The organism is Streptococcus infantis SPAR10 (assembly GCF_000279535.1).
GTDB classification, from domain to species: Bacteria; Bacillota; Bacilli; order Lactobacillales; family Streptococcaceae; genus Streptococcus; species Streptococcus infantis_I.
Window position 1 is genome coordinate 44,966 of the sequence record NZ_ALCH01000003.1, and the last position, 13,248, is coordinate 58,213.

The 13,248-nt window shown below is 36.2% G+C and carries 12 protein-coding genes; all 12 read right to left on the reverse strand.

The window, feature by feature from the left end; translation table 11 throughout:
* Positions 1 to 357: 357 nt before the first annotated feature.
* The 12 genes from metF to SPAR10_RS04695 all read right to left on the reverse strand — a co-directional run bounded on the left by metF (position 358) and on the right by SPAR10_RS04695 (position 13,242).
* A complete protein-coding gene (gene metF / locus SPAR10_RS04640) occupies positions 358 to 1,218 on the reverse strand; it encodes a methylenetetrahydrofolate reductase [NAD(P)H] (protein WP_004251285.1) in 861 nt (286 codons plus the stop codon).
* Between the two features lie 61 nt (positions 1,219 to 1,279).
* Positions 1,280 to 3,529, reverse strand: coding sequence for a 5-methyltetrahydropteroyltriglutamate--homocysteine S-methyltransferase (gene metE, locus SPAR10_RS04645; RefSeq protein WP_004251286.1), 2,250 nt, complete (start codon positions 3,527 to 3,529; stop codon positions 1,280 to 1,282).
* 258 nt (positions 3,530 to 3,787) lie between these two features.
* The gene (locus SPAR10_RS04650; RefSeq protein ID WP_004251288.1) at positions 3,788 to 4,081 is read right to left on the reverse strand and encodes a helix-turn-helix domain-containing protein; all 294 of its coding nucleotides are present in this window, start codon (positions 4,079 to 4,081) and stop codon (positions 3,788 to 3,790) included.
* The gene (locus SPAR10_RS04655) at positions 4,071 to 4,436 is read right to left on the reverse strand and encodes a type II toxin-antitoxin system RelE/ParE family toxin (protein WP_004251291.1); all 366 of its coding nucleotides are present in this window, start codon (positions 4,434 to 4,436) and stop codon (positions 4,071 to 4,073) included. The genes SPAR10_RS04650 and SPAR10_RS04655 overlap by 11 nt, the downstream gene beginning before the upstream one ends.
* Positions 4,437 to 4,591: 155 nt before the next feature.
* Positions 4,592 to 4,957, reverse strand: coding sequence for a TIGR02328 family protein (locus SPAR10_RS04660; protein ID WP_004251294.1), 366 nt, complete (start codon positions 4,955 to 4,957; stop codon positions 4,592 to 4,594).
* A complete protein-coding gene (locus tag SPAR10_RS04665; protein WP_004251297.1) occupies positions 4,941 to 5,345 on the reverse strand; it encodes a YbgA family protein in 405 nt (134 codons plus the stop codon). The genes SPAR10_RS04660 and SPAR10_RS04665 overlap by 17 nt, the downstream gene beginning before the upstream one ends.
* Positions 5,346 to 5,427: 82 nt before the next feature.
* Positions 5,428 to 7,029 carry a type I restriction-modification system subunit M gene (locus SPAR10_RS04670; protein ID WP_004251300.1) on the reverse strand — a complete coding sequence of 534 codons (1,602 nt, stop codon included), beginning with the start codon at positions 7,027 to 7,029 and terminating at the stop codon, positions 5,428 to 5,430.
* Positions 7,030 to 7,065: 36 nt separating this feature from the next.
* Complete coding sequence (locus tag SPAR10_RS04675; protein ID WP_004251310.1) at positions 7,066 to 8,922, reverse strand: AAA family ATPase; 1,857 nt, start codon at positions 8,920 to 8,922, stop codon at positions 7,066 to 7,068.
* Positions 8,923 to 8,931: 9 nt separating this feature from the next.
* The gene (locus SPAR10_RS04680; RefSeq protein ID WP_025170538.1) at positions 8,932 to 9,489 is read right to left on the reverse strand and encodes a restriction endonuclease subunit S; all 558 of its coding nucleotides are present in this window, start codon (positions 9,487 to 9,489) and stop codon (positions 8,932 to 8,934) included.
* A 16-nt stretch (positions 9,490 to 9,505) separates the two neighbouring features.
* A complete protein-coding gene (locus tag SPAR10_RS11230; RefSeq protein ID WP_004251314.1) occupies positions 9,506 to 11,329 on the reverse strand; it encodes an ATP-binding protein in 1,824 nt (607 codons plus the stop codon).
* Positions 11,322 to 12,647 carry an SIR2 family protein gene (locus tag SPAR10_RS04690; RefSeq protein WP_004251317.1) on the reverse strand — a complete coding sequence of 442 codons (1,326 nt, stop codon included), beginning with the start codon at positions 12,645 to 12,647 and terminating at the stop codon, positions 11,322 to 11,324. The genes SPAR10_RS11230 and SPAR10_RS04690 overlap by 8 nt, the downstream gene beginning before the upstream one ends.
* Positions 12,640 to 13,242, reverse strand: a complete 603-nt coding sequence (locus SPAR10_RS04695; RefSeq protein ID WP_004251320.1) for an HNH endonuclease family protein — start codon at positions 13,240 to 13,242, stop codon at positions 12,640 to 12,642. The genes SPAR10_RS04690 and SPAR10_RS04695 overlap by 8 nt, the downstream gene beginning before the upstream one ends.
* Between the last annotated feature and the right edge of the window lie 6 nt (positions 13,243 to 13,248).

Genomic DNA, 13,248 nt, shown 5'->3' on the forward strand with positions numbered 1-13,248 from the left:
ATCCCCTTTGGATTGATAATATTATACGCCTTGCCTACAAAAATCAGGATACAAAGGGCGTGAAGAATCCCGTATGAAAATAGGAGATTTACGCAGTGTGCCACGCACACCAGGAAATCTATCTTTTTCACTAGGGATTTAGCCCGTGTTCAACTCCGAAATTATTTTAGATCTGATTCTTTAACTTACATCTCTTTGACATAAGATTAAGACTGCTGAAATATCGTTTATACCCTCATCTTTGTATCAAGTACGTACAGAGTCTATTTTATCATATTTTTCTTAAAAAGTACGGTCTTTTCTATAAAAAAGGAACCATTCTGCTATGAAAAGAAGAATGGTTTGCTTTTGTTTATTTTAAGATTGGTGATTGAACAAGGCATGGGTTGCTTGGTGGATGTACTGAGCAGTGTCTGCATTGTTCATAGTGTAGAGATGTACCCCTGCTACGTCTTGCGTTACCAAGTCTACGATTTGGTCTACGGCATAGGCAAGTCCTGCTGCTCTGAGTGACTCAGGGTCATTCTCATACTTGTCCAAGATAGCCTTAAACTTACGTGGGAGATGGATATTCTCACAAGTCTTCAAGAGACGAAGCGCTTGGTTACGATTCAGGATTGGCATGATTCCGGCATGAATCGGCACATCAATCCCTGCCAAGGTACATTTGTCTTGGAAGTCGTAGAAACGCTCATTGTCAAAGAAAAGCTGAGTGACAAGGCTTGAGCAGCCTGCATCCACTTTTTTCTTGAGATTTTGAATATCTGAGATTTGGTTTGGCGAATCAGGGTGACCTTCTGGGTAACAAGCTCCAATAACATCAAAATGTGGTGCCTGTTCATTGATAAACTCAATCAAGTCTGTGGCGTAACGAAAATCCTTTTGTGGCTCAACATCTGGAATGATATCCCCACGCAAAGCCAAGATTTTCTGAACCCCAACCTTATCCAAATCCGCAATAGTCTCAGCCACCTTATCCTTAGTCAAGTAGATAGCTGGCAAGTGAGCAATGGTTGGAATCTCCAAGTCATTTTGGATATAGTCAGCCAAACGAACCGTCGTCTCTTTGATATTAAATTTATTATTACTAGCAGTCACACTGATGAAGTGTGGTGCCAAGCCCTGCATGTCTTTCAGGGCTGCAATAATTTTATCATTGCCTACTGCTGGGTTTGGAGGGAAAACTTCAAATGAGAGGGACGGTGTTTGACGCGACATATGTATAACCTTTTCTAGTTGATTTCTTACTGATCAACCGTATAGAGAGAACTGTCTTTTCTTACAATTTCTCACGCGCAGCTTTCGCAGCTTCTACAAGGCGGATCAAGCTTTCTTTCGTTTCTGGAATACCACGTGTTTTCAAACCACAGTCAGGGTTGATCCATACTTTCTTGCTTGGTACTTTAGCAAGGATTGCTTCGATGGTGTGGTCGATTTCGCCTTCGTTAGGCACACGAGGTGAGTGGATATCGTAAACCCCAGGTCCAACTTCTGTTTGGAAGTTTTTCGCTTTAAGTTCGTCCAAGATTTCAAGGTTTGAACGGCTAGCTTCAAATGAGATAACGTCTGCATCCATGTTGTCGATAGCTGGGATGATATCTGTAAATTCTGAGTAACACATGTGAGTGTGGATTTGTGTGTCTGGCGCTACTGTTGAGTGTACCAAACGGAAGGCTGGAATAGCCCAGTCAAGGTAGTCTTCGTACCAGTCGCTACGACGAAGTGGCAATTTCTCACGAAGAGCAGCCTCGTCGATTTGGATGATTTTCACGCCTGCAGCTTCAAGGTCAAGTACTTCATCCTTGATTGCAAGAGCGATTTGAAGAGTAGAATCCTTGATAGAGATGTCTTCACGTGGGAATGACCAGTTAAGGATAGTAACAGGTCCAGTCAACATACCTTTGACAGGTTTGTCAGTACGGCTTTGTGCGTAGCTAGACCATTTCACAGTGATTGGGTTGAGACGAGTCACATCACCCCAGATGATTGGTGGTTTAACCCCACGCATACCATATGATTGTACCCAACCATTCTTAGAGAAGAGGTAACCTGACAAGTTTTGACCGAAGTACTCAACCATGTCATTACGCTCGAATTCACCGTGTACAAGCACGTCAAATCCAACTTCTTCTTGCCATTTGATCCATTCGTCGATGGTTTCAGCAAGGAAGGCATCGTATTCTTCTTGTGACAATTCACCCTTACGGAAAGCCAGACGTTTAGCACGAACTTCTTTTGTTTGAGGGAATGAACCGATGGTTGTTGTTGGAAGAGCTGGAAGTTTGAAGGCATCTTCTTGGATAGCTTCACGTTCTGCAAAGGCTGGCAAACGAGTGTAGTCTGCATCTGTCAATCCTGCGATACGAGCACGAAGTTCCGCATTTTCACCAACACGTTCAGTCGCAAAGAGTTCTTTGTTTGCTGCAAGAGCCTCTGCACCTTGACCGTTGCGGATAGCATCCAAGTCACGGATTTCATCCAATTTTTCAACTGCAAATGCAAAGTGGTTCAAGATAGCTGGTTCAAATTCTTCGTTAGCAGTTGTAAATGGCACATGAAGAAGTGAACATGAGCTTGTCAAAACGATGTTTTCAGCTGGGATTTGCTCAAGAACAGCCAAGCTCTTTTCGTAGTTGTTGCGCCAGATGTTCTTACCATTGACAATACCTGCATAAAGAGTCTTGTCAGCTGGGAATCCACCTTTAACAAGTTCAAGAGTTTTCTTACCTTCAACGAAGTCAAGACCGATCGCATCTACTGGCAATTTCACAAGGTCAGCGTAAACGTCACGCACGTCACCGAAGTAAGTTTGAAGCAAGACTTCAAGACCTTTCTTGTCAGCCAAGAGTTTGTTGTAGATGTTCAAGAAGAGTGCTTTTTCTTCTTCTGTCAAATCTTTGACAAGAGCTGCTTCGTCGAGTTGGATACGAGTTGCACCAAGTTCAGCCAATTTCGCAAAAACATCTTGGTAAGCAGCTACTAAGCTATCCACGAAATCTTCTGCTTTCACACCTTCTTCAAAGTCTGACAATTGAAGGAACGTGAATGGACCGACAAGGACAGGACGAGTGTTAAGACCCAATTCTTTAGCTTCTTGGAACTCATCGAAAATCTTGTGACCAGCCAATTTTACTTGAGTGTCTTTTTCAAATTTAGGAACGATGTAGTGGTAGTTAGTGTTAAACCATTTCTTCATCGGAAGGGCACGAACATCCCCTTTTTCTCCTTGGTATCCACGTCCCAAAGCAAAGTAGCGTTCAAGGTCAGACAATTCTAAGTTTTGAACAGATGCAGGAACTACGTTGAAAAGGAAGGCAGCATCAAGGAAGTTGTCATAGTGAGAAAAGTCATTTGATGGGATTTCAGTGATGCCTTTTTCTTTGACGATGTTCCAGTGTTTTGCACGCAATTCTTTAGCCGCAGCCAAGAGTTCTTCTTCTGAGATTTCTTTTCTAAAATATTTTTCAGTTGTAAATTTTAATTCGCGGAATTCACCCAAACGAGGGAAACCGATAATTGTAGTTGACATGTTTTGTCCTCCAAAAATTGTTGTTGAAACTATCTTAACAGAAAAGAAAGCGTCTGTATAATTGTAAAAAATTAGGCTTTGATATAGTTTGAAACTATATCGCTTTTTAAGTTACAAAAAAAGATTTGGAGAAGATTCCCCAAATCCTTTGATAGATATAGATTAGTAACCTTTCAAGGTTGCTATGTTCTTCACAAAAAATAATGAATTGAAAGCTGACTATGGCTTGTTATTAGAAAAGACTATAGGCACTGATTCTCAACTATTTTCCTGTTCAAGTGGGACGACTGCGAGTGTCTTGCCTAAACTGGCTAGAACTTTTAAGACGGTATCTAACTGAGGACTCGTCTTTCCTGTTTCCATCCTAGCTATGACCGGCTGGCTCACTCCACTGAGTTCTTCTAACTTTTTCTGGCTAATTCCTTGCTCATGTCTAGCTTCAATTAACTCACTCATAATAGCTACTCGCATATCACTTTCAAGAATTCCTTCCTTGGTAAAGAGTTGAGACCGAACATCCTTCCAATTACTCCCGATGGCACTATTTTTCATCACTTACTCCTCTTTCTTTTAAGTCCTTCAGTTCACGCTTGGCTTTTTCAATCTCTCTCCTAGGAGTTTTCTGAGTCTTTTTGACAAAATGATGTAAAAGAACAAAACTCTCATCAAGCCAAGCTACAAATAAAATTCTATCCCTAAGAGGTCTTAATTCCCATATCTCATCTTCCAAATGTTTCATATAGGGTTCACCAGCTCTAGTCCCATGCTGACTAAGCAACTCAATATAGTCGTTTAGTTTATTCAGTTTAATGCGACTATCTTTACTTTTACGACAGACTAATTCTCTCATATAATCCAAGACTGGCTCATTTCCATTTTTGTCCTTATAGAAGTAAATCGTGTGCACCAAGCAACCTCTTTTCAATTTAATTATAACTCAAAAGTTATTAAAAGTAAATCCAATACTTATAAAAAGAAGACCTTAGAATCATTCTAAAGGTCTCATTTTAATTATTCGAAAAAATTACGAAAAGAGTTCTAAATTAGAGGTTATACTGACTCTTACTCCAGCTCTATCCCTTTCTCACGGAGATTAGCCAGACACTCCTCATAGTAGGCTGTGTCATGCTCGCTATAGATCGGACTATTCAGCTTTTCCTCTGCTAAGTCTCGATAAGGAGGGCAAGTTTTCCCTCGGTAGTTCTTATCTAACCACTCTGGACTGACATTGTACCCACGACCAGCCATCTCCTCCATAATCAAACGATGATAGGCATAGAGACGATAGGGCGAGTGGCTAAAGACATAGTCAACCGTCGCATGCTTTCTGCCCCAACCATTGCCACGCAGAGCGCAACACTCTCGATGTTGCCCCAAGAGCTGAGGACGGGGAAGTTGTGGAATCAAAGCCTCATGCCAAAGTCTCATGGGAGTCTCCTTTCAACAAAGTCGATTCTTGCAGATAAGCATTTGGGTAACGTTCAAGTAAATCTCGAGTTCTAACAATCAAATCTTCCTTAGAAGCTTGACCAGAGCGATAGCGATCTAGTAAGAGCATATAGTCTTTGCGCTCGTCAAGACTGGCTTTCTTTTTAAAATAGCCCCAAATATGCTGGAAGGCATTGCAAACCTGACCCCTGTGTTCTGGAATCTGGCAGGCACGGTCAATCATCTCTTGAACCTGACTCAGCTCCACCACTTCTTGCTTGAGATACTGGCGAATGTCCTTGTAAATATTGCTGGAATGGCTCAAAACAAGGTATTTATTTTCCGCCCATAGTTGCTGACAGAGGGCACGTTGGTTGTTGTTTTCCATATTTCTCCTAACTTTCTACTAGTTCCCAGGAAATACGGAAACAAAGTTGTATTTTATAAAATGAGAGAATAAATTAAGCCCATCACCCTTTAAAGTTTTTCAAAAACTCTTTGAGCTCAGCATCAGCTTCTGGTGTGGTTCCGTGGAGTTGGTTGAGCATTTCAAGTAGAGAAGCTGTTTGGATTTCGATTGCTTGATTTGTCTGGTTAATCTTGCTGACGATGTCTGTCAGCGGCTCTACTTCTTCTTCCTCAAAGGTATCTACATAGCGAGGGATATTGAGGTTATAGTCATTTTCGACGATTTCTTCATAGCTAGCCAGATGGGCAAACTTATCCATCTCCTCACGAGACTTGTAGGCTTCCAGAATCTTTTCGATATGGGCATCCGTCATGATATTCTGGTTTTTCCCCTTATCAAACTCCTTAGAAGCATCGATAAAGTAAACATCACGATTGGTACGGTTCTTTTTGAGAATGATGACCGTTGTCGGAATACTGGTATTAAAGAAGATATTGGCAGGAAGACCGATAACCGTATCAATAGCCCCTTCTTCTAACAAGGCCTTACGAATGGTTCCTTCCGCATTTCCACGGAAAAGAACACCGTGGGGAAGGACGATAGCCATGACCCCATTATCCTGCTTGAGGTGGTAATATCCATGCAGGAGAAAGGCAAAATCAGCCTTGGACTGGGGTGCTAGTTTCCCAAAAGGAGAGAAACGAGGATCGGCCAGAAAGCCAGAACTTGCTGACCACTTGGCAGAGTATGGAGGATTCATGAGAACCCCATCAAAGTTGGTCGGTTCTTGTGTCGGCCAGTCTTCATCCAAGGTATCGGCATTGTGGAGAAATTGATTCTCAACTGGAACACCGTGTAGAATCATGTTCATACGAGCCAAGTTATAAGTCGAGGTATTGAGCTCCTGACCAAAGTAGACCACTGTCTGCGGCTTATGAGAGTATTTCTTGGCATTGAGCAAGAGAGAGCCTGATCCCATAGTCGCATCATAGATGGTAAAACCTTCCTGGTCTTCACGACCCAAAAAGGCAATCTGAGTCATGAGCTTGGCAACAGGCTGAGGTGTATAGAACTCACCAGCTTTCTTACCAGAGTCAGTCGCAAACTGACCGATCAGATACTCATAGGCATCCCCCAGCATATCACCAGCATGACCAGCCACATCCAGCACAGCCAACTCTTTCATGACTGCTGCCACCGTTTGGTTTTGCTTTTGCGGAGTTGCCCCTAGCTTTTTAGAATAGAGGTCGATATCTTCAAAGAGATTTTCATAGAGGTCATCACTCTGCTCGATATCACGAAAACCTTGAGCTAGATCTTCCAGCTGGAAAGTTCCCTCATTGATACGTGCTACCAGAGCCGTAAAGGTCAGGTCTGGTTTGATGATATAGTTAAGTTCATCGTTCATGACAGAGACCAGATCCTCATGGGTATCTGCGTCCTCATAGTAATTGTGATAGACCTCAAGGGCATCCTCCAGACTATCTGTCCCTTCTTCCATAGTCTCCGCCACGAAAAAGAGCATCTTATCAGATAGGTACTTGTAAAAGACCATGCCCAAGAGATAGGACTTATAGTCATTAGCATCCATCTTGGAGCGGAGAACATCCGCTGAGTTCCACAGGGCTTGGTAGAGCGACTGGGAAGTTTGTGTTGTTTCCATAATATTTCTTTCTTTTTTATAAATTCAAAAATCTATCTATTGCTTCAATAGTTTCATTTCTAATTCTTCAAAATATTTATGACGTAATTTTTTCTGTAAATCATTATCCAATGCAATACGTTTTAAAGCTTTATCTTTAAAGTTTGGAACTATTTCTGTGTTTCCTCTATAATCAATTATTTCTTTTTTTAAGTTACAAATCTTTAATATTCTTGAAAAATCAGATGAAGCCAAACTTTCTTCAACGATAAAAGTTATATTATCAACCGTTGAAGATGGATTAAATTCATTTACTAAATCTTTTAAAAATTCTTCAACATCTTCTTTTGTTGGTTTATTATTTTCAATACGATTACCTTCCAAAAATTCATCGAGTCTTTTTTTCAAGGCAATACTTATTATTTTCTCTTTCTTTTCTTCACAAGATTTAATGATACTCCGTTGAAGATTTTCAAATTTTCGTTGTTTTTCTTTGTCATCGTCAAATGGTAAGCATGACTTCACAACTGCTTCATCAACAAGCATCATCTCTACTTCATTAAATGGAAGAACAAAAATCCCCTCTTCTTTGTTCTCTTTAATACTACTTTCATCCATCCAATCATAATCAATAATTCCATATGCTTTATTTCCATGCATTTTGTTTAAATTATTATAAGCTTTTGTATGCTGGATGACCTGTTTATGTCCTTGAACTGGTTTGACAAAACAAAATTCACTGAATAATTTGGAATATATTTGATAGTCCAGACTATTTTTAGTTCCTTCGCAAAATAAAATTGGTTTCTTTGTACCTGATACTTCAGTTAATAAGTCCAAAGGTAAATTCAGAGAATCATCTAATTTCTGGTGTTCCAAGCTGTAAGGTGCTTCAAATTTCTTACACCATATATAAGTAGCATTTGTTCTTGATTGAACAAAGTCCATATTATGTGAAGCAAAAACAAATTGGCAATCAGATCGCTCTGATATTAGCAAATCCCACAATTCATTATAGACAGCAGCATTAAGGAATGTTTCTGGTTCATCAACCACAATATAGCTATTTTCTGGAGCAAGAAGAACACTGCCTATATAAAATAAAATACAACGTTCTCCATCACTTAGGCCATTTATACTATATTTAGAACCATTTTTTTCAACTTTAACAACTCTATCATCAGGTTCAAGCTCAAATTTTATTTCTGGGAAAATTTGGTTCCATATATATTCTACTCTATCCCATAAAGTTAAAGGTAAATCTTTTTCTTTTCTTGATTTACGAGTAACTATGTTTGTGTAGTCTTTTACCAACAATGTTATTAATTTAGTAAACTTATTTGAAAAATCGTTTTCAATCTTTGATTGATACAAATCAATTGTTTCATATTTAAGATCGACTTTTTTTAAATCTTGAATATATCTTTCTCTAGAAATTCCATTACGATCATGGATATTTGAAACAAAATATAACAATTTCTGAGCAGGTAAAACATACATCTCATCTATACTATTCTTTCTTAACTCATTAATAAGACTAGTTTTTCCTGCCCCATTAGCTCCTATGATAACTGTGGTAGAATCTATTTTAGCAATGAAAGAGAAAAGTTTAATTACTTTGAAATTATATATAATTTGAGGAAATATAGAATCATATGAATAAATATTGCCACCAAAACAATTGTAGATGCTTTCTAACAAATTATCACGTAATGTTTTGTACCTTACCGTTACATCATTAGACAAAACTTCTTCATTTAGCTCATCATTTATAAAAGAAATCAGTTCAGATAGATAATTATCTACTCTACTATATAGATCTTTATCATGATCAGCTATCTGACTCAAATTATCTTGAAATCTTTCCCTTTCAGATTCTAACTTTTCAATTAAATCTGTTTTAGAACTATACATAACTCCCCCTTATATAAACATATCCTGCAAAAGTTTCTTTTTCAAAGTCTTAAGCTGAGAAATTTTTTCTTGGTGAGAATTGATAAGGTCGTCGAGGTTGCGGAAAAGAGAACCTATGGCGGATTGTTCTTCAATTTCAGGATGATACACTTTGTAGTTCCCAAGTTGAGGAGCTGTTAGTTGAGGAACACCCGTAGACTCATTTAAAATTCTCATAGAATTAATCTGATTTTCAAGATAATCAACATCAATATTTTCCGATTGAAGAGTCAGAAGTCTAACAATTGGAGTGAAATTTTCATGTCGAGCTACTGCATATCCAACATCTCCGCGACCTGTAACGGTCACTGCAGGAGCTTTCACTTTATAATCGTCATAAAATCCAACGATTCCTTTGTTTGTCAAAGCATTTGCAATAACGGGATATTTTCCACTTTCCTTCAATCTTACTTTATCTACATCACCACCAGCAGATATTTTGACTATATCTGCTATTCTATTTTCTACCCAAAAAGCTTCAAAATTGTTAAACCTAATCTTGGGAATTTTTCTATTCTGATTTTTCATAATCATTTCTTTCTTACTATTTTAACGCTTTAGATTTACCCTTAAATTTCACTTGTGGAGTAACTGTTATATCTATTTCACCTGCTCCATCAACATCAACTTCAACAGGTATAGGATATAACTCACCTACTATAAATGCTGTTCCAGTAGGTAAATAAGAAAATCTAGTTAACTGATTTTTATTTATATAAGGTATAGTTTTCAAAAGATATTCTAAGTCAACATTATTTTTAATTCGATGAATTAAATAATTATTGCATTGAGAAAGAACAGTTGAAGATAACTCGCTCGGACGCTGGCTAGATAACATCAAGAAACAACCAAATTTTCTACCCTCACGAGCTATCTTTTTAAAAACTTCAACTTCACCAAACAGACTATTTTCATTTAATTTTGATATATATCTATGTGCTTCTTCAAAAATAAATAAATTTACATCCCTATTTTTTATATCTTTTTCAGAACTCTTTTGAAACTCTTTTTTTAACATATAAGTAGTGAAAAACAATAATAAATCATCGTCTAAACCAGAAACGTTATATACCGTAATTTTTAATTGCTTGGCGTCTTCATCGACAGTAGAATCTTTAGCGATGGTTGAGACGTCAGGGGAGGAAGAGTCGGGAGAGTCGGGAGAGTCGGGAGAGCCGGGAGAGTCGGGAGAGCCGGGAGAGCCGGGAGTAGTCTTATCTATGTTTGTTTCAAACAAGCTACCATATCTGAATTGAATATGCTTAATTCTAGTTTCAAGGGTTGCTGAATACCCTCTTGCTTGAGTATTCCCCTGACACTCTTCTAGGAGAAATACAAAATTTAAAGCTTCAAACAAAGCTTCAAAACTATTTATTGTATAATTAGCATTCTCAATCTCTTTTGTTATCTCTGAATGACTCTTGTACATATCAGTATACAAACTAGATTTGAAGTCTTGCTCATCTTTTTGACTAAAGTTCCCGAATTGAGAATTATACTTTTCAGTGCTAATGCCTGTTCCTTCTAAAATACCAATAATTTTTGATCTCTTAGCTACAGCATCAGATTGTTGATTATGATATAAATTATAAGCTATAAAACAACTCAATTTTTTTCTATCTAATTTGCTTTCTGATAGACAATAGGCCAATTTCAATGCTGTTTGAACTACAGGCAACTGTACAAGTTCTGATGGTTTTATCAAATTCAACCAATCTTGCAACTCTAATGACTCTATTTTTATCGAAAAATCTTTCAACACATCAATATTATTTACACCGTCTATCTGTGAGTATTCATTATGAACATCAAAAATATTTAAATATAAATTACTAGTTTCTTTAGTTGCTATTTCTTTAATTATTTTTCTAACTGTTGTCGATTTACCTGATCCGGTATTTCCTAAAACAGCAGAATGATGAGTAATCAATTTATTTAGATTAATTTGCGCATCATATTTATCTTGGATAGTTCCTAATAAAATTGATGCTTCTCTTTTCTCAATAGAAAATACCTTCTGCAAATCCTCATCACTTGATAAATAGACTCTATCTTGTAAAAAGGGATATTTCTTTAGATTAAAGTTAATTTTATCGTTTTCTAATATTCCTACAGGAACACATTCAAATCTCCCTACATAGTCAAACTTTGATTTTTCATCATTAACAATTTTAATTTCCTTGTCTTCTACTCTAACAACTTGGTAAACAAATTTATCCCCAAATTGACTTTTTATAGTTACATAATCTATGACTCCTTGGGTGATATAAATTTCCCCTTTAAAATTGTAAATTAATTTTTCAAAGTCGCTAACTTCAAAAATCAATCTGTCATATGAGACTGATACTACTCGCCCAATACTATTCATCTAAACCTTCTCCCTCTTGTTCTGATTCAACCTTTGGAGCATGATTTATTATTTCATCAACAATATAGTTAAAGTAGTGGGCTTTTACTCCATCACAAGACGTATCTCCTCCAATTAAATGAAATCCATCTTGAGTCTTAAATTCATCAAAAAATTTCTTCATATTGTCTTCTGATTTATTACCAAAAACAATCAAAGTAAAATCTTGATGTTTTAGATTTTGCGAAATGATGTTATTAATATGCTCGTCAGGAAACCCATATCCCATAACAATAAGGACTGTATTTGGAACTTGAAGTACATTTGCAAACTCTCTAAACAGTTCTGAATATGGAGCTTGTGCAGTTTGCCTATGTTTTAACATTGTTGGATAAATAATAATTTCTTCATCACTCTGTTTAAAAAAATCCTTTTGGATTAATTGCCCACTTTCATCAGAAGTCCAATTAATTGAACCATGTATTTTTAATAAGTTAGCTTCTTTAGAAGTGGGTTGCCATACATCCTTATATCTATTTGTATCATCTACTATCCTTTGCTTAAATGAATTCACATTAAAGTTTCTATATAAATTATTCTCAAAACCTGTTGAATAAACAATGCGGTTGCTTTCTAATGAATATTCATTAAACAAATCGTAGTTCGTTGTCACTATGTTGATTTTATTACTCAACTCAGTTCTATATTTAAAAACAGATTGATAAAATTTATTATAAGTATTTATTGTTTCACTATCTTTATATTTATCATCATCTAGAACTGGTATAGTTTTTAAGAACTCACTTTTCAAGGTGCTTATCACTTCTTTTAAGTTCTTATTATTTGGTTGGAAACTTAAACCACTCTGTAACCAGTTGAGTAAACTTTCAATATCTGAAAAAGATTTATAGATATGTTTTTCTATTAAATCCTGATGTTCTTTAGATAAGTCCTTTAAAAAATTAGCAATAGTATCATTACTTGATTTTACTTCCTTAAGTAAATCATCAACCTTTTTACTTTCATCCTCTTTTAGCGACTTCTTACATGATTCTAGACTCTTAGTTAGATAATCTAAATCTTTACAATCTATAAACTCTTTTACTTTTTCATAAACATTTATATGTTTCTCTAAAATATCACTCATCGTTTTTGACATAAGTGGAATTGCACCCGATGAACATCCCGAACCTATGAATATGACAAGATTTTTAGATACAAAATATTTATTGATGAATTCTTTGAGTTTAATGATTTGTTGATTTTCATCTAACCCTTTTAATATATCCTCATTATTTTCATAATGATAGATTTTACCATTTACACTACTATTACTCATTGTTCAACTCCATATTCTTCATTTTCAATACTTTTTCACAATAAGCATCAAAATGATTATCAATAATGTCATTTAAATCATTTGTTAAATCACTTAATCTCTTATCAATATCTGATTTCTCAAAATTATCTTTTCTAAAAACATCGTTAATGTAAAACATCGACTCACTTTCATCATTTAGGACTTTCTTTTTTCCATTAAAATCTTTATCTGAAATCTTTACATTTGTATCTCTATGTAATAAAGTTAAATTTCCTAATTTATTCTTGTCAGAATCTCCCGGTTCAAATTTACTTTGGGGTATGATATGTTCCAACTGCCAAATCAATTTACCTTTATGATCTAATTCTGTAAAGTCTATTGATCTCCCATTATTTTGAAACTTCTCAATACTAATAAGCAAAAAACGAGTAAAATGAACATGCTTCCTGCTATAATAATTAACTCGTTCTCTCTGTTCATCATCAACAAATTTCTCAATTACTTTTTTATAGTCATTCAATTTAAAGTAATTGTGCTTCTTTTCCTGTTCCTTAAAATATTTTAGAAATCCATTTCCAAAAACTGTTTCAAAACTATCTAATAATTTATCCACATTAAC

Bases quoted from the DNA above. Each gene is read 5' to 3' on its own strand.
- SPAR10_RS04660 (WP_004251294.1), bottom strand. From the start codon at position 4,957: ATGAGACTTTGGCATGAGGCTTTGATTCCACAACTTCCCCGTCCTCAG.
- metE (WP_004251286.1), bottom strand. From the start codon at position 3,529: ATGTCAACTACAATTATCGGTTTCCCTCGTTTGGGTGAATTCCGCGAA.
- metF (WP_004251285.1), bottom strand. From the start codon at position 1,218: ATGTCGCGTCAAACACCGTCCCTCTCATTTGAAGTTTTCCCTCCAAAC.
- SPAR10_RS04650 (WP_004251288.1), bottom strand. From the start codon at position 4,081: ATGAAAAATAGTGCCATCGGGAGTAATTGGAAGGATGTTCGGTCTCAA.
- SPAR10_RS04675 (WP_004251310.1), bottom strand. From the start codon at position 8,922: ATGTATAGTTCTAAAACAGATTTAATTGAAAAGTTAGAATCTGAAAGG.
- SPAR10_RS04690 (WP_004251317.1), bottom strand. From the start codon at position 12,647: ATGAGTAATAGTAGTGTAAATGGTAAAATCTATCATTATGAAAATAAT.
- SPAR10_RS04670 (WP_004251300.1), bottom strand. From the start codon at position 7,029: ATGGAAACAACACAAACTTCCCAGTCGCTCTACCAAGCCCTGTGGAAC.
- SPAR10_RS04665 (WP_004251297.1), bottom strand. From the start codon at position 5,345: ATGGAAAACAACAACCAACGTGCCCTCTGTCAGCAACTATGGGCGGAA.
- SPAR10_RS04680 (WP_025170538.1), bottom strand. From the start codon at position 9,489: ATGAAAAATCAGAATAGAAAAATTCCCAAGATTAGGTTTAACAATTTT.
- SPAR10_RS11230 (WP_004251314.1), bottom strand. From the start codon at position 11,329: ATGAATAGTATTGGGCGAGTAGTATCAGTCTCATATGACAGATTGATT.